Here is a 16,037-nt window from a genome sequence, read left to right as displayed (position 1 = left end):
TGTGTGATCCCATGGACGCGAGCCTCACTGGCGATCGGGAAGGGACGAAGGGATGGCAGGCGAGTCCCCGGACGACCCAGGTCCGGCCGAGGCGGTAGCCCTCGTCGGAGGGCGCTACCGGCTCGACGGCGTCCTCGGGCAGGGCGGCTTCGGCGTCGTGCACCGGGCCACTGACGAGCTGCTCCAGCGGGTTGTCGCGGTCAAGGAGGTCCGGCTACCGATCACCGAGAGTGGTCTGGAACGCGACCGAGCGCGGGAACGGGTGCTGCGCGAGGCGCGCGCCGCCGGACGGCTGCACCACCCGGGGGCGGTTTCCGTGCTCGACGTCATCGACGACGGCGACCTGCCGTGGATCGTCATGGAATACGTAGAGGGTCAGTCCCTGTCGCGGATCATCGCGGACCACGGCCCGAGGCCGGTCGAAGAGGCCTGCCGAATCGGCATCAGTCTGGCCTACGCGCTGGAGGCGGCGCACCGACTCGGGATCGTCCACCGGGATGTCAAGCCCAGCAACGTGCTGGTCACCCCCGACGGTCGGGCCCGGCTGACGGACTTCGGGATCGCGGTCAGCCACGGTGATCCCCGGCTCACCAGCACCGGGATGGTGCTCGGCTCGCCGGCCTACCTGCCGCCCGAACGGGCCCGCGGGGACGCGGGCAACGCCGCCGGTGACCGGTGGGGGCTGGGCGCCACGCTGTTCACCACGGTCGAGGGCTGTCCACCCTTCGCCGGCGGCGACCCGATCTCGGTGCTCGCCGCGCTCATGCAGGGACGGCGCCAGCCCTTCCGCCTCGCCGGCCCGCTGGCGCCAGTGATCGACGATCTGATGGCGCCGCACGGGCTGAGCCGTCCCCCGCTGTCCATCGTGCGCAAGCGGCTGCGCGAAATCCTGGAGCGCGGCGGCGAGCGGCGCTCCTCCCGGACAGGCCGGCCGACGCGCCCCGCCCGGCCGCGCCCACCGGCCCGCACCGCCCCCACCACGCCGCTATTGCCCACGCCGCCCGACCCGGCCGACCGTCGCGAGTCCGTCGACACGGTCGACGGACTCCGCGAGGAGACCATCCCGCAGGGCACGGACGATCCGCACCGCCGAGCCGATCCCGATGATGCGGGTCATGCCCACGACGGGGACGATGCACGCGCCCTGGATGAGCCGGGTGACGGCGATGATTCACCCGGCCACGGCTCGCGGCCGCTGATCGACGAGGCTCCCGGCGACGACCCGCCCCACCCTCCCGGCAAGGACACCGGTCCCCCTCGCGAACGATCGAAAGCAACCAAAAAACACAGCACTGACGATGAAAGCATCGCAGTCGAGCAACACGGCGCGGCCGAAAGCCATCGGGACGAGATTGGCGAGACGCAGGCCACGAAACACCCCGATGTCGCGGAATCCATCGCGCCCGCCTCGACCGTGACGCCCGTGAGATCCTCGACCGGCGCCACCGTCCCCGGGTATTCCGAACTGACGGCCGCGGCATCGGCGCCCCCGGCATCGGTGATCGGCGTACCGACGGTCTCCTCCGCGGGAATCATCGAATCGGCCGCCGTGCCGCTCTCCGCGCCTGCGGGCGGCACCGCCGACCCGCCCGGCGCAGGCACGGACACCGTTCCGGCCGAGACCTTCGCGACCGAGGCCTTCGCGAGCGGGACCTTCGCGAGCGGGACCTTCGCGAGCGGGACCCACGGGCTGAAGCCCGTCGGAACCGGCTTCGCCGAGGTCTGGACAGCCGGGACTGAGACAACCCGGACCGGCGCAGCCCCGACCGAGGCGGGACGGACCGACACGGGACCACCGACCGACACGGCCGGAACCGGACCAGCCGAGACCGGACCGGCGGAGGTCCCGGCGACCCGGCCTGCGCTCGACGCCGACCCCTCGGGCTCAGCCGGGACGCTACCGCCCGGCGCCGCCGGGCAGGCGCCGACGCCCGGTCCGGCCGAGGATCCCCCACCAGCGGCGGCCCCGGTGCAGTCGGTGGAACCGCTGCCGGGGCCTGTGGCGGCCGCCTCCCCCGCACCCGTGCGCGCGCAGCCGATGCGGACTCGCCTGACCAGCCCGCTCGAGCGCATGCGTTCGATGGACCGGATGCGGGCGCTCGGCGGGATCCCGGCGCGGGCGCGACTGGTCGGTCGCGGTGCCGGGGCCGGCACTGAGTCCGCTGGTGGGGCCGAGGCCGGACACGAGGAACCCTGGGACACCGCCGCTGCCGCCGGTGGTACGCCCGGCGCGAGTGATGATCCGCTCTCGACCTCCCCGGGCCTTGGCCTCGCGGCTGCGACGACGTCCGACGGCGCGGCCGCCGGGAACGCGGGCGCAGGCCGGGCGGCGACGGCTCCGACCGCACCCGTCGCCGCGACGCGCCGCGGACGGTTCGGCCAGCCGTGGACCCGACCGCGCACCGCGGCCGGCCCCGCCGCCCTCGCGACCGATTCCGCGCCCCCCGCGGCGGCGGCGCGGCGCGGCGCCCAGACGGCCCCGACGACCGCCCGGCCCGCTGCTCCGATCAGGCCGGTGGGGCCGGCCGGCGCCGCAGAGGGGGTCGGGACCCGCACGGCCGGCGGAGGCATCCCGCAGCGGATCAGGCCGGTCTCCCCCGCGGCGCCGGCCGTCCCCGCGGCGCCGGTCTCCCCCGCGGCGCCGGCCGTCCCCGCGGCGCCGTCGTCTCCCGGCAGCCCCGCGTCTCCCAGCAGCCCCGCGTCTCCCGGCAGCCCCGCGGCCGGCAGGGCGGGCGACCCGGGCGACGGGCAGTCCACGCCGGCAGGGCCGGCGGGTGGCAGTCGGACTGCGGGCCGCGAAGCCGATCCGCGCCGCCGCCTCGTCGCTGTGTCGGCGCTCGCCGTGCTGGCCGCGGCGATCATCATCGCGATCCTGGTCCTGATCAGCGGCGGGGGGAGCTCCGGGGCCACCGGTGTCGCCGCCGGGCGCGGCGGGGCCGGCGCACCCGTGGGGTCGACCGGTCCGGGCCCCGGCGCCACCGCCGGGACACCCGGAGGCCGGGGGACCGCGGCGGCGAGCGGCGCGGCCAGCGTCCGCCCGGCCGACCCGCCGGCCGGAGCCGCCGATCCGGTGGCCCGGGACACCACCCCGGCCACCGCACCCCCGGGCTGGGTCTCCTATGTGGATCCCGAGGGCGGCTGGTCGGTGGCCTACCCGTCGACCTGGCAGCGCCAGCAGGGCCCCGGCGGCCCCGGAAACGTCGATTTCGTGGACCCGGCTACCAGAGCGTTCCTGNGGGTCGGTAGCGTCAGTCGGGCAAACACCTCCGCGATCGGTGACTGGCAACACAACGAGGCCGGTTTCGTTCGGAGTGTGCAGGACTATCGGCGCGTACGGCTGGCTCCCAGCGACGGTGGGGACGGCACCGAGCAGGCCGACTGGGAGTTCGGGTATCGCAGGTCGGACGGGGTCATGGTGCATGTGCTCAACCGGGGCGCGATTCGCAACGGCCACGGATATGCCCTCTACTGGCATACCCGGGAGGATCTGTGGTTGCAGGATCAAGCATTGATGCACCAGCTCTTCGGCGCCTTCCGGCCCGGTCCGTGATGTCAGCATTCGTCGGGTTTCCGACTCTCCCGGCGGCCGGAAACACGCCGACCGTCGGGCGCGCGGATCCATCCGTCTGTCAGACTTGACACGATGGCCAAATCGGCAAGCGTGCCCCCGGACACCTCTCGGCACGGCACGCCTCGTTACGTAGCTCAGCGCTACCGTCTCGACACGCCCATTGGGCGTGGTGGAGCCGGCGTCGTCTGGCGCGGTGAGGACGAACTACTCCAGCGGCCGGTGGCCATCAAGGAGATCCTCGTCCCGATGGCCGGGGCGCAGAACGAGCGCGACGCGATCCGGGCGCGGGTGCTGCGGGAGGCCCGCGCGCTGGCCCGCCTGCACAGCCCCGCCATCGTCTCCGTGTACGACGTGGTCGAGGAGCACCAGCGGCACTGGATCATCATGGAGCTCGTCGACGCGGACAGCCTCGGCGACGTGATCCGTACCCACGGCCCGCTGCCCTTCGACCAGGTCGCGGCGATCGGGCTGGCGCTGACCGACGCACTCGCCGCGGCGCACTCCGCCGGCGTGCTGCACCGCGACGTCAAGCCCGGCAACGTCCTGCTCGGCCGGGATGGCCGGGTCCGGCTCACCGACTTCGGCATCGCCGCGACCGAGGGTGATGTGACCCTGACGGGGACCGGCGCGCTCGTCGGCTCCCCCGCCTACATCGCCCCCGAACGGGTCCGCGGCTCCTCGGGCAGCCCGGCGAGCGATCTGTGGGGCCTCGGCGCGACCCTGTACTCGGCGGTCGAGGGCCAGCCGCCGTTCGAGGGCCCGGAGACCTACGCGGTGCTGACCGCCGTGGTCGAGGGCCGCCGCCGCGCCTTCCGGCTGGCGGGTCCCCTGCGCAACCTGCTCAGCGACCTGATGGACCGTCCGGCGGAGGAACGCCCGGACGTCACGGAGATCCGCCGGCGGCTGATTCCCGTGGCCCGCAACGCCAACCCGGTGCCGGCCTCCGTCATGCACGCCCGGCCGCGCTCCGAGGACGACGACGCGGGTGCGAGCGCTGCCGACGTCGGTCTGGAGAACCTCGACGAACCGGCGGCCCCGCCGCCCTCGGCCTCGATCGACGGCGGCGGGTCGGCAGCGGGGCGTCCCGGCGGCCGGACCGGGCCCTCGACGTGGAGCGGGCCGTTGGCGGGCGCCGCCGCGTCCGGCCAGCCCAGCGGCACCGGCCCACGCACCACGGGTGGTCCGGTACCGCCCGTCGGCGGCCCCATCTCGTCCCGCGGGCCAGCCGAGTCCGCCGACGGCGAGATCACCGCGGATCCCGTCCTCGGGGCGCTGGACGAGACCGCCATCTCGCCCGCCACCGGTGGTGGCCCCCGACCACCCCGACACGAGCCGGTCCGACCCACTGCGCCGAACCGGACCCGACCCCAGGCCGATCACGATGCCCAGACCAGGATCGGGCCGCCTGCCCAGGCGACAGGGCCGACGCACGGTGGGGACGACGACGAGACCCGCATCGGCGTCGTGCCCGTCGTGGCGTCGACGGCCAGCCTCGGGCTGTTCGACGACGATCATGCCGCCGGACTCGTCCCGCTCGACGAGGCCCGCCGACGCTCCGAGGCGGCGCACCAGCGCGGTCCCGACGGCAACGGCCACGGCCGGGGAGCCGGCGGCGACGGGGAGCGGCGGCGACGGACCATCGCGATCGCGGCCGCTGCGGTCGTCGTCCTGGCCGGCGCGGCGATCGCCCTGACCCTGGGCCTGTCCGGGGGTAGCTCGCCGGCCAAGCCGACCGACGTGACGGCGCCGAAGACGACCGCCCCGCCCGCGACCGCCGTGCCCACCTCGCCACCGGCGACGACCCCGGAGTTCACCTCCCCCACGGTGGTGGCCCCGGGGACGCCGCACCGCTCCCCTCGCCCGCGGTCGACGACGCCCCCAGCGACCGAGGCCCCACCGAGCGCGCAGCCGAGCACCGCCGCGCCCACACCGACGCCGTCGCCGACCCAGCAGCAGCCGCCGCCGACGACGCCGCCCCCGACCAAGCCGGCGCCGACCACCCCCGCGACGACCCCGCCCGTCAGGACACCGCCGGCCACCGCACCGGCACCGCCGCCGTCGACCGGCCCGCCACCGGCGGCGTAGTGACGGCGGCGACCGGGCGCGCTGTGGCATAGTTCACCCGCCGGCGCCGGGCCCGGACCCGCCGCTGACCAGGCCCGGCACTAGCATCGGCCGAAGGCGCGCGGTGCCGTCCCGGCGACGCATCGCCGACCCCGAGGCGCCGCGGGCGTCGCTGACGTGATCTTTTCTGGCCGAGCGGCTGGGCCGATCCGGAGGAGCTTTCATTGCCGAAGGCACCAGCGGGCACGCTGTACCGCGGTCGAGAGGGAATGTGGTCCTGGGTCGCCCACCGGATCACGGGCGTCCTCGTCTTCTTCTTCCTGTTCGCGCACGTGCTTGACACGGCACTCGTCAGGGTCTCGCCCTCGTCGTACAACGAGGTGATCGAGGTCTACAAGAGCCCGATCGTGAACCTGCTCGAGGTCGGCCTGGTCGCCGCCGTGCTGTTCCACGCGCTCAACGGCATCCGGATCATCCTGATCGACTTCTGGGAGTCCGGACCGAAGTACCAGAAGCAGATGCTGTACATCGAACTCGTGCTGTTCGTGGTGCTGCTCGTCCCCGCGGCCTACCGGATGCTGCTGCACACCGCCGAGACGCTGTTCGGGAGCGCGACCTGATGGCGACGACGGCGGTGCCGGCGGAGCGGGGCGCGCCGGAGCTGGCCACCCCGCGCTCGCCGCGGCGGCGGACGAAGCCGGGCGCCGCGAAGGCCCGCAGCAACTTCGAGCTCTACGCCTGGGTGTTCATGCGGATCAGCGGCCTGCTGCTGTTCTTCCTGGTGCTCGGCCACCTGTTCATCATGAACGTTCTCGACGGCGGCGTGCAGCGGGTGAACTTCGGTTTCGTCGCGGGCCGCTGGGCATCACCGTTCTGGCGCACGTGGGACCTGGTGATGCTGCTGCTCGCGGAGCTGCACGGCACCAACGGCCTGCGGACCGTCATCAACGACTACGCCGAACGGGCACAGACCCGATTCTGGCTGAAGATGCTGCTTTACACCTCGGCGTTCCTGGTCGTCACCCTCGGCACGCTGGTCATCTTCACCTTCGACCCCGATCTGTGACCCCGGACCTGTAAGGAGGTAGGCGTGCAGCTCCACAGGTACGACGTGGTCATCGTCGGCGCGGGCGGAGCCGGCATGCGCGCCGCCCTCGAGGCGGGGCAGCGCTGCCGGACGGCCGTGCTCACCAAGCTCTACCCGACCCGGTCGCACACCGGCGCGGCCCAGGGCGGCATGTGCGCCGCGCTGGCCAACGTCGAGGAGGACAACTGGGAGTGNCACACCTTCGACACGATCAAGGGCGGTGACTACCTGGTCGACCAGGACGCCGCCGAGATCATGGCGAAGGAGGCCATCGACGCCGTCCTCGACCTGGAGAAGATGGGGCTGCCGTTCAACCGCACCCCGGAGGGTCGCATCGACCAGCGCCGCTTCGGCGGCCACACCCGCGACCACGGCAAGGCGCCGGTCCGCCGGTCCTGCTACGCGGCCGACCGCACCGGCCACATGATCCTTCAGACGCTCTACCAACAGTGCGTCCGACACGACATCGAGTTCTACAACGAGTTCTACGTCCTCGACCTGCTGCTGCAGGATGGCGCGGCGGCCGGCGTGGTCGCCTACGAGCTGAAGACCGGCGAGATTCACGTCTTCCAGGCCAAGTCGGTGGTCTTCGCCACGGGCGGGTTCGGCAAGGTGTTCAAGGTCACGTCGAATGCGCACACACTGACCGGTGACGGCATGGGCCTGGCGTTTCGCCGCGGCATTCCGCTGGAGGACATGGAGTTCTTCCAGTTCCACCCGACGGGCATCTGGAAGATGGGCATCCTGCTCACCGAGGGCGCCCGCGGCGAGGGCGGAATCCTGCGCAACCGCGACGGCGAACGGTTCATGGAGCGCTACGCGCCGACCATCAAGGACCTCGCCCCCCGCGACATGGTGGCCCGGGCCATCTACACCGAGATCCGCGCCGGCCGGGGCTGTGGCCCCGACGCCGACCACGTGTACCTCGACCTCACCCACCTGCCGCCGGAGCAGCTCGACGCGAAGCTGCCGGACATCACCGAGTTCGCCCGCACCTACCTCGGCATCGAACCGTACGACGACCCGATTCCGATCCAGCCGACGGCGCACTACGCGATGGGCGGCATCCCGACGACCATCGACGCGCAGGTCCTCGCGGACAACGACACCGTCGTCCCCGGCCTGTACGCCGCCGGCGAAGTGGCTTGCGTGTCCGTGCACGGCGCGAACCGCCTGGGGACCAACTCGCTGCTCGACATCAACGTGTTCGGCCGGCGGGCGGGCATCGCCGCCGCCGAGTACGCAGGCGCCACCCCGCACCACGTCGACCTGCCGACGAACCCGGCGTCGTTCGTGGACGACATGCTGGGCCGGCTGCGCGCGGGTGCCGGCACCGAGAACGCCGCCGCGATCCGCGCCGAGCTGCAGGAGTCGATGGACGTCAACGCGTCGGTCTACCGCACCGAGGCGACGCTCAAGCAGGCGCTCAGCGACATTGCCGCGCTGAAGATCCGCTACCAGCAGGTCGGCGTGTCCGACCGGGGCCGCCGTTACAACACCGAGCTGTTGGAGGCGGTCGAGCTCGGCTTCCTGCTCGACCTCGCCGAGGTTCTGGTGGTGGGGGCGCTGGCGCGCAACGAGTCCCGCGGCGGCCACTCGCGGGAGGACTACCCGAACCGGGACGACGTCAACTTCCTGCGTCACACGATGGCCTACCGGTCGGGACCGCTGGCCGCCGCCTCGCCGGAGGCGGACATCCGGCTGGACTACAAGCCGGTCGTCGTCACCCGCTACGAGCCGATGGAGCGCAAGTACTGATGACCGTCGTCGACTCCCGGCCCGCCGCGGCCCCGGGTCCGGCCGCGACCGGACCGGCGCCCGTGACCGTCACGCTCAAGATCCGTCGCTTCGATCCGGAGTTCGCCGCGGAGGCACGCTGGGAGAGCTACCAGGTGCCGTTCGATCCCAGCGATCGCCTGCTCGACGCGATCATGTGGGTGAAGTGGAACGTCGACGGCTCGCTGGCGTTGCGCCGCTCCTGCGCCCACGGCGTGTGCGGGTCGGACGCGATGCGGGTGAACGGCGTGAACCGGCTCGCCTGCAAGGTGCTCGTGAAGGACCTCGGGCCCGAGATCACCATCGAACCGATCAAGGGCCTGCCGGTCGAGAAGGACCTGATCGTCGACATGGAACCGTTCTTCGACGCCTTCCGGGCGGTGAAGCCCTACCTGATCACGGATGACCACGAGCCGACCCGGGAACGGCTTCAGTCCCCCGAGGACCGGGCACGCTTTGACGACACCACCAAGTGCATCATGTGCGCGGCCTGCACGACGTCGTGCCCGGTGTTCTGGAACGACGGGGACTACTTCGGGCCGCAGGCGATCGTCGCCGCGCACCGCTTCATCTTCGACAGCCGCGACGCCGGCGCCGACGAGCGGCTGGAGATCCTCAACGAGCGTGAGGGCGTCTGGCGCTGCCGGACCACCTTCAACTGCACGGATGCCTGCCCGCGGGGTATCCAGGTCACCAAGGCGATCCAGGAGGTCAAGCGGGCCCTGCTGTTCCGCCGCCTCTGATCGACCGAGACCGGCGCGCGCGGGAAATCCGCGATCCACCGCCAGATTCCCGGGAGCCTTCACGTTTCCCCGTGTTCTGCCGGAGCTGGCAGGTACGGGTCAGACGGCGCGGCGCGGCATCAGGTCCTGGGCGCGTAGCACCCGGAGCAGATCGTCGGCATCGATCAGGAGTCGCCCTGTCGGCGGGCGGGTCGGCGAGGAATCGGCGTATTCCAGCCGGACGGGCAGGCTGTAGAAGTCGTCGAGGTGGCGGGCGAGCTCATTCAGCCGCCGCTCGGTCTCCCTGTCCCGCAGCCAGTTCCGCTCGCCGACGTCGGTGTCCTGCGCGCCCGCCCGCTCCAGGCGATGGGTCCGGCACAGCCCGTCCGGGTCCTTCCCGATCGCTCGTTTGCCACACCGGTGGGCGACGTAGCCCCGCCCGCCCCCCATCACCATCGCGGTGCAACGGTCGCCTTCCCACATTTTGATCAGTGCCCGCTCTCCGTCTCGTCCGCCCACCGATCGGCCGGTCCCGAAATCCCCGCGAGCCAAGGCTAGGACGAATACCGGGGATGTCCATGGTCAGCCGGCCGATTTCACCTCGATGTCACACCGTTTGCCGGCGTGATGTTCGGTGTGCGCACAGCGTGCCAAACCGGCTGCCGAAACGTCATTGGTGGGAACATTCCCTTTGCGCCGGTCTCCGACCCGATTGCCGCCCCGCGCGATGCTGCCCGCCGGGGGGCCAGGGCGTCGTCAGGTGGTGTCGACGGCGAGTGCGAACGGCAGCACCGAGGGCGCCCCCGCCTTGCGCAGCAGGCGGGCGGCCACCGTCATCGTCCAGCCGGTGACGATCCGGTCGTCGACGAGCAGGATCGGGCCGTCGATCGCGCCGAGCGCGCCGCGCAGGCCCGGCGGGACGGCGAACGCCTCCCACAGACCGGCAAGCCGGTGGGCGCTGTTGTGGACCTGGCCCGCGTGCGGGCCGCCGCCGACCCGGTCCAACTGGCCGAGCAGCGGCAGCCGGCCGATGGCGGCGATGCGTTCGGCGAGGCTGGCCACCAGCCGGGGCCGACTGCGCGAAGGGATCGCGATCACCGCGGCCGGCCGGCGCGTCCAGTCCCAGTGGGCGAGCGTGCCCACGACCGCCTCCACCAGCTCCGCGGGCAACGGGCCGTCGCCCCCGCTGTCGAGCCCGGCCCCGCTGTCGAGCCCGGCATCGCGCCCGGGGCCGCCGGTGGGCCCCGAGTCGGGGCCGGATGCCGGTCCGGCGGCGAACATCGGCCGCAGGCGGTTGCCCCAGCCGATGTCGCCGAGCCGCGCCACCACGCGTCCGGGTTCGGCGCCGGCCGTCGGCGGGATGCGGCCGGACAGGCTGATGCCCAGCCGGTTCATGCCGGTCGGCCACATCCGGCGCGGCTCGATGACCACCCCCGGGCGCATCAGCTCCTCACGGGCCCGCGTGCTGGCCGCCGTCGAGACGGCTGACGGCCACGTGCGGCCGGTGCATCGGTCGCACCGCCCGCAGGGGGCGGCGTGGGGATCGTCGAGCTGGCGGCGCAGGAACTCCATCCGGCAATCGGGGGTGGCGATGTAGTCGAGCATCGCCTGCTGCTCGGCGGCCCGCGCGGCAGCGACCCGCCGGTAGCGCGCCTCGTCGTAGAACCATGGCGCTCCGGTCGCCGTCCAGCCGCCCTTGACCCGGCGGACCGCGCCGTCGGTGTCGAGGACCTTCAGCATCTGGTCGAGTCGGCTGGGGCCGAGGTCGACGGCGGCCAGCAGCGCCTGGGTGGACATCGGCCGGCCGGCGTCGGCGAGCACCCCGAGAACCGCACGGACCACGCGCTCGGGCGGGAAGGAGGTGTCGGTGAAGTAGCGCCAGATGGCGCGGTCCTCCGCCGCCGGCAGGAGAACGACCTCGGCGGTCTCGACGGCCCGGCCGGCCCGGCCGATCTGCTGGTAGTAGGAGATCGGCGACGACGGCGCCCCGACGTGCGCGACGAAGCCCAGATCGGGCTTGTCGAAGCCCATCCCGAGCGCGCTGGTGGCGACGAGCGCCTTGACCCGGTTCGCGAGCAGGTCCTCCTCCGCGGCGATGCGTTCGGCGGCCTCGGTGCCCCCGTGGTAACAGGCGACCGGGTACCCCTCGCCGCGCAGGAAGGCGGTCAGCTCCTCCGCCGCCGCCTTGGTCAGCGTGTAGACGATCCCGGAGCCGGGCAACTCACCCAGCCGTTCGGCGAGCCAACCGAAGCGGTGCTCGGCCCGGGGCAGGTCGACGACGGCGAGCCGCAGGCTCTCGCGGTCGAGCGACCCGCGCAGTACCAGCGTGCCCGGGGTTGTCCCTGGCTCCGACTCCAACCCGGCCCCCGCCCCGGCACCGGCACCGGCACCAAGCTGCTCGCTGACGTCCTCGACCACCCGCTGGTTGGCGGTCGCGGTGGTGGCGAGGACCGGGACCTGCGGGCGCAACCCGGCGATCAGGGTCCGCAGCCGACGGTAGTCCGGGCGGAAGTCGTGCCCCCAGTCGGAGATGCAGTGCGCCTCGTCGACCACGAGCAGGCCGGTGGTCGCGGCGAGCTCGGGCAGATAGTCGTCGCGGAACGTCGGGTTGTTCAGCCGTTCCGGCCCGACGAGCAGCACGTCGAGGTCGCCGGCGCGCAACGCCGCGTAGACCTCGTCCCACTCGGTGACATTGCCGGAATGGATCTCACCCGCACGGATCCCCAGCCGGGCGGCGGCCGCCGCCTGGTTGCGGATGAGGGCGAGCAGCGGCGAGACGATCACCGTCGGCCCGGTGCGCCGACCCAGGTCCACCGGACCGAGTCCGGCCTCGCCGCGCAGCAGGGCGGTGGCGAGGAAGTACACCGCCGACTTGCCCCAGCCGGTGCGCTGCACGAGCAGCACCCGACGCCGGTGGGTGACCAACGCGTCGATCGCCTGCCACTGGTCCTCCCGCAGCACCGCGGCCGGCCCGGCCAACGCGCGCAGCAGCTCCTCCGCCCGCGCCCGCAGCGCCCCGCCGCCCGCCGCCGGCGCGGACGCCGCCGCGGGAACCGCCCGGGGTGCGACGGCCACGTCGGCCGGCTGTGGGCCGGTCCCCGCCACGGACCCGTCGGCCACCGGATGTGCCGAGCTCGCTTCGTCTACCGCCATGGACAGGTGTCTACCCGATGCCACCGACAGAACCGGAACAGCCCAGGTCATCCCGGAAGGAGCGGAGGCCCCGTTCCTTCATCACATCAGGCGCTGACCCTGAGCAACGGGTCGGCAGGTCGGCAGGTCGGCGTGATCTCGCCGAAAGTCGTCGCCGGCCGATACCGAAGTACCTACGTCAGGGAAGAATCCGAGCCAACCAGCTGCTTGGGCGGGGCGACGTCTTCGGCGACGCTCGAACGACCGGCGCGGACCGCGCGGATGCCAAGCCACCCGACCGCAGTGCCCACCGCGAGGGAGACGACGGTCAGAACCAGGTGGACGGTGAAGAAGCCGGTCGGGCCGTCGTCCCAGGAACGATCATCCTTCCAGATGTTCCGCAGGAAGTTCGGCCAGATCGCCCACGTCCACACACCCACCGCGATCAGGAACCAGGACGCACGCTTCGACAGAGTCACCCACCCAGCTTGCACCCGGAACCACGCGCAGCTCAGGTGAGCAACGTCCTAAGCTCCTCCGCCTCGATGCCTGCCTGGCGCAGAACAGAGGCGAGAGTTCCTGTCGCCAGCTCCCGGTGAAGCGGGACGATCACGACCCGGGCGTTCTCCTTGTGCCGCAGCTTGCAGTGCGAGCCACGCGTGGCGACCTCCTCGAAGCCGGCACGCCCCAGCGCCTTCACCACCTTCGCCCCGGAGACCCGAGGCAGCGCGGGTGTCACGCCGACAGGCGGATGTCCAGCGGAGCGACGATGGGACCGTCCGCGGCGGTGACGGGGAACGGCTGATCCTCGAAGTACAGCTCCAGCGCCTCACGAAGATTCGCCAGCGACTCCTCGACGCTGGCTCCCTGGCTGGTTACCTCGACCTCCAGGGCCCGCGCCACGTACCAGTCGCCCTCGTGCGTGACGACAGCCGTCAGCCGCGCCGCTCGCTCCATGGAGATCAGCCTAGCCGTCCCCGCCATACCTGGCGAAGCGCTCACCGCCACCTCCTCGACGTGATCGACCAGACCTCCGTCGACCATACGAGCAGAAACGATCTCCAACGACCCGAGTACACACGAGAGACACAAGACCGCTCCCGGCTCCGGGGATTACCCAGGTCATAACAGAGTCACCCCACCAGCCTTGCACCAGCCGCGAGCGGTGGTCTCCGTGGGGACGCGAGTGCGGACACGTTGATCGCCATAGGGTGGGCGGACAGACAAAACCCCGGGGCTTGCCACCTGAGCGGTAGAGGCCATCCGGGGTCTACACCGCCACTGCGGAAGATCCGGTGCACCGATGTCCAGCCCCCTGCCTCCGCCCGACGCCGGCGGAACCTGTCAACCTGTTCGAGGCAAGATTTTGTAGGAACTACCGAGTCTCCTGCTCTGTGTCACTGTCTTGTTGCGTTGGGATGTTCTCCGGCGGGTTGATCCACGCCGGCCTGGGTAGTCCGGGTGGGACGGGCGGGCGGCGGACGAACCGTTCGGGGTGGGCGGCGTAGGCGGAGTCCAGCACGGTGCCACGCGCCGCGTGGACGGCTTCGGCCTGGCCGTGGTGCACCGCCGACGGGGTGAGCAAACCCAACCCTGAATGCCGATGGCCATGATTGTAGTACTGGAAGAATTTGCGGCAGTGTGCCCGCGCTTCCTCGATACTATCGAAACGGCCGGGGAAGTCGGGCCGGTACTTCATCGTCTTGAATTGGGACTCGGAATAGGGGTTGTCGTTCGACACCCGGGGGCGGGAATGCGACTGGATGATCCCGAGGTCTGCGAGCAGGAACGCGACGGGTTTCGACGTCATCGAACTACCCCGGTCGGCGTGAACGGTGAGCTGGTCGGGGCCGATGCCCTGTTTCGCGCACGTCTCGGCGATCAAGGCCTCGGCGAGGGCGGCGGACTCCATTTCCGCGAGCATCCACCCGACAACGTAACGGCTGTACACATCCAAGATCACATACAGGTAGTAGTAGGTCCATTTCTTCGGACCGAGGAGTTTGGTGATATCCCACGACCACACCCCGTTCGGGCCGGTCGCGACGAGCTCGGGTTTGACCTTCGCCGGGTGGGTGGCCTGGGCGCGGCGCTCGCCGGACTCCCCGACCTCGGCCAGCAGCCGGTNCATGGTCCGCTGGGAACAGAGGTAGACACCCTCGTCGAGCAGGGTCGCCCAGACCTGCGCCGGCGCGGCGTCGGCGAACCTGGGATCGTGCAGCACGTCGAGCACCCGGGCCCGTTCGGCCGGGGCGAGCGCCCGCGGCTGGGCGCGCTCCCGGTGCGCCACCGGCGCCGGCCGGGCCGGCGGCGGACTCTTCCGATGCCGCCGGTAATGCCCGGCCCGGGACCTGCCAGCCGCCGCNCACGCCGCGGTCACACCGATTTCCGGCACCAGCACGGCGACCGTCTCCTCGGTCACCCGTTCGACTTCTTTGAGGAGTTCCGTTCGGCTTCGTCCATGGGTGCGCTCTCGGACAGCTTCTCCAGTCGGGTAGCCGGCGGGAATCTCACCCGCCGGCTCCCACAGTTCCGTACGTGAACCTCTCGGTTCATACGGCTCTTACCGTCCGGCGAAGGAGAATCCGCAGTCCGTGACCCACGTCCAGTGGGCGAACAGGGCCGGTTCGTTTCCGATGACCCTTTCCCACCACCGTTGCAGGCGACCGGCGTTGCGGAGCCGTTTGTATTTCTTGNGGGCCCAGCGCATTAGGTAGGCGTTGATGCGTCGCAGGAGGCCGAACATCTGGGACCTGTGAAAATGACCCCAGTAGTTCATCCAACCCCGCACCAGCGGGTTGATCCGCTCGGCGAGATCGGCCAGGGTGTGATTGGTGCGTAGGTGGATCCGCCAGCGGCGGACCTGCCGGCCTTTCTCGGTCAGCCTGTCTTGGCTCATTGCCGGGGCGAACGAGGTGAACATCCTACCTGTTCGCTTGTTGACGNCCGCCCGGGGACGAAACATGTAGCCAAGGAAATCGAACGCGACTNCTGGATAGCTCTTGCGCCGGTTCGAATCCTGACAGTACACAATCTTCGTCTTCGCCGGGTTGAGCCGAAGCCCCACCTGTTCCATGCGTCGCCCTATTGCGGCTTGCAAAATTTCTGCCTGCCGCCGGGAGATGCAGTGCACCACCGCGTCATCCACATAGCGCTCGAACCGGACGTCCGGATAATTCCGGGCCATCCACATGTCGAACGCATAGTGGAGGAAAAGGTTCGCCAGCACGGGTGAAANCGCCGATCCCTGCGGGGTTCCGCGACCTGGCGTGATCAGAGAGCCGTCCGGCTGGTGTGTAGGCGCTGCGAGCCAGCGCTTCACATACAACACGATCCACTTCTGATCGGTGTTCGTCTCCACCGCTTTGACGATCAGGTCATGCGGGCAGCTGTCGAAAAACGTCTCGACGTCCAGGTCCAGAACCCAGTCGTCTCTCCAGCAGCGTTCCCNGCATTTCNCCACCGCATCGATCGCCNACCNGCCGATCCGGTAACCGTCCGAGTCCACATGGAAAATCTGCTCCGTGCGGACCTCCAGACGTCCCGCGACCACGGTCTGCGCGATCCTGTCCACGATGGTGGGCACTCCTAGGATCCGAGTGCCTCGACCGCCGTCTTTCGGTATCGACACCGCCCGTACCGGTTGCGGAAAGTACGATCCTGAACTCATCCTGTTCCAGATCCG

11 protein-coding genes and 10 pseudogenes are annotated in these 16,037 nt (G+C 71.3%); 7 read left to right on the top strand and 14 right to left on the bottom strand.

Annotated features, from left to right (window positions below):
- Nucleotides 1-52 precede the first annotated feature (52 nt).
- The 7 genes and pseudogenes from UK82_RS06670 to UK82_RS06645 form a co-directional block, all read left to right on the top strand.
- Nucleotides 53-3,235 (top strand): annotated as a pseudogene (locus tag UK82_RS06670) (protein kinase); the annotation flags it as partial.
- A 408-nt stretch (nt 3,236-3,643) separates the two neighbouring features.
- Nucleotides 3,644-5,656 carry a serine/threonine protein kinase gene (locus UK82_RS06665; protein WP_044884265.1) on the top strand — a complete coding sequence of 671 codons (2,013 nt, stop codon included), beginning with the start codon at nt 3,644-3,646 and terminating at the stop codon, nt 5,654-5,656.
- Nucleotides 5,657-5,859: 203 nt separating this feature from the next.
- Complete coding sequence (sdhC, locus tag UK82_RS06660) at nt 5,860-6,255, top strand: succinate dehydrogenase, cytochrome b556 subunit (protein ID WP_009740429.1); 396 nt, start codon at nt 5,860-5,862, stop codon at nt 6,253-6,255.
- Nucleotides 6,255-6,701 (top strand): succinate dehydrogenase hydrophobic membrane anchor subunit, encoded by a 447-nt coding sequence (locus UK82_RS06655; protein ID WP_044884264.1) that lies wholly within the window; start codon nt 6,255-6,257, stop codon nt 6,699-6,701. The genes sdhC and UK82_RS06655 overlap by 1 nt, the downstream gene beginning before the upstream one ends.
- A 24-nt stretch (nt 6,702-6,725) precedes the next feature.
- A pseudogene (locus tag UK82_RS36235) lies at nt 6,726-6,916 on the top strand (FAD-binding protein); the annotation flags it as partial.
- 1 nt (nt 6,917) lies between these two features.
- Nucleotides 6,918-8,480: succinate dehydrogenase flavoprotein subunit (sdhA, locus tag UK82_RS06650; protein WP_236705591.1), on the top strand; the 1,563-nt coding region annotated here is incomplete at its 5' end.
- A complete protein-coding gene (locus UK82_RS06645) occupies nt 8,480-9,241 on the top strand; it encodes a succinate dehydrogenase iron-sulfur subunit (RefSeq protein WP_044884262.1) in 762 nt (253 codons plus the stop codon). The genes sdhA and UK82_RS06645, both read left to right, overlap by 1 nt.
- Nucleotides 9,242-9,340: 99 nt before the next feature.
- Here UK82_RS06645 and UK82_RS06640 read toward each other — a convergent pair whose 3' ends face one another.
- The 14 genes and pseudogenes from UK82_RS06640 to UK82_RS36195 all read right to left on the bottom strand — a co-directional run.
- A complete protein-coding gene (locus UK82_RS06640) occupies nt 9,341-9,676 on the bottom strand; it encodes a hypothetical protein (RefSeq protein ID WP_236705590.1) in 336 nt (111 codons plus the stop codon).
- A gap of 300 nt (nt 9,677-9,976) precedes the next feature.
- Nucleotides 9,977-12,373, bottom strand: a complete 2,397-nt coding sequence (locus tag UK82_RS06635) for a RecQ family ATP-dependent DNA helicase (RefSeq protein WP_236705589.1) — start codon at nt 12,371-12,373, stop codon at nt 9,977-9,979.
- A gap of 173 nt (nt 12,374-12,546) precedes the next feature.
- The gene (locus tag UK82_RS06630) at nt 12,547-12,831 is read right to left on the bottom strand and encodes an SCO4848 family membrane protein (RefSeq protein ID WP_044884260.1); all 285 of its coding nucleotides are present in this window, start codon (nt 12,829-12,831) and stop codon (nt 12,547-12,549) included.
- Between the two features lie 32 nt (nt 12,832-12,863).
- The gene (locus tag UK82_RS06625) at nt 12,864-13,055 is read right to left on the bottom strand and encodes a type II toxin-antitoxin system HicA family toxin (protein WP_236705588.1); all 192 of its coding nucleotides are present in this window, start codon (nt 13,053-13,055) and stop codon (nt 12,864-12,866) included.
- Nucleotides 13,056-13,087: 32 nt separating this feature from the next.
- Nucleotides 13,088-13,354, bottom strand: coding sequence for a type II toxin-antitoxin system HicB family antitoxin (locus UK82_RS06620; RefSeq protein WP_236705587.1), 267 nt, complete (start codon nt 13,352-13,354; stop codon nt 13,088-13,090).
- Between the two features lie 373 nt (nt 13,355-13,727).
- Nucleotides 13,728-14,479 (bottom strand): annotated as a pseudogene (locus UK82_RS06615) (transposase); the annotation flags it as partial.
- A gap of 1 nt (nt 14,480) precedes the next feature.
- Nucleotides 14,481-14,717 (bottom strand): annotated as a pseudogene (locus tag UK82_RS36230) (IS3 family transposase); the annotation flags it as partial.
- 1 nt (nt 14,718) lies between these two features.
- Nucleotides 14,719-14,861, bottom strand: a 143-nt coding sequence (locus UK82_RS41365) for a hypothetical protein (protein ID WP_255354257.1), incomplete at its 3' end; no start/stop codon positions are given.
- Nucleotides 14,862-14,915: 54 nt separating this feature from the next.
- A pseudogene (locus UK82_RS41360) lies at nt 14,916-15,048 on the bottom strand (hypothetical protein); the annotation flags it as partial.
- 1 nt (nt 15,049) lies between these two features.
- Nucleotides 15,050-15,297, bottom strand: a pseudogene (locus UK82_RS36220) (group II intron maturase-specific domain-containing protein); the annotation flags it as partial.
- A 1-nt stretch (nt 15,298) separates the two neighbouring features.
- Nucleotides 15,299-15,342: pseudogene (locus UK82_RS36215) on the bottom strand (hypothetical protein); the annotation flags it as partial.
- Nucleotide 15,343: 1 nt separating this feature from the next.
- A pseudogene (locus UK82_RS36210) lies at nt 15,344-15,589 on the bottom strand (reverse transcriptase domain-containing protein); the annotation flags it as partial.
- A 1-nt stretch (nt 15,590) separates the two neighbouring features.
- Nucleotides 15,591-15,802, bottom strand: a pseudogene (locus UK82_RS36205) (group II intron reverse transcriptase/maturase); the annotation flags it as partial.
- Nucleotides 15,803-15,833: 31 nt separating this feature from the next.
- Nucleotides 15,834-16,022 (bottom strand): annotated as a pseudogene (locus tag UK82_RS36195) (group II intron reverse transcriptase/maturase); the annotation flags it as partial.
- Between the last annotated feature and the right edge of the window lie 15 nt (nt 16,023-16,037).

The sequence above is a fragment of the Frankia sp. ACN1ag genome, from assembly GCF_001414035.1.
Lineage (GTDB): Bacteria > Actinomycetota > Actinomycetes > Frankiales > Frankiaceae > Frankia > Frankia torreyi.
The sequence above is the reverse complement of the archived record's forward strand: the minus strand, read 5'-3'. Positions and strand labels throughout refer to the sequence as shown.

Bases quoted from the DNA above. Each gene is read 5' to 3' on its own strand.
- UK82_RS06665 (WP_044884265.1), top strand. From the start codon at position 3,644: ATGGCCAAATCGGCAAGCGTGCCCCCGGACACCTCTCGGCACGGCACG.
- UK82_RS06655 (WP_044884264.1), top strand. From the start codon at position 6,255: ATGGCGACGACGGCGGTGCCGGCGGAGCGGGGCGCGCCGGAGCTGGCC.
- UK82_RS06645 (WP_044884262.1), top strand. From the start codon at position 8,480: ATGACCGTCGTCGACTCCCGGCCCGCCGCGGCCCCGGGTCCGGCCGCG.
- UK82_RS06640 (WP_236705590.1), bottom strand. From the start codon at position 9,676: ATGGTGATGGGGGGCGGGCGGGGCTACGTCGCCCACCGGTGTGGCAAA.
- UK82_RS06635 (WP_236705589.1), bottom strand. From the start codon at position 12,373: ATGGCGGTAGACGAAGCGAGCTCGGCACATCCGGTGGCCGACGGGTCC.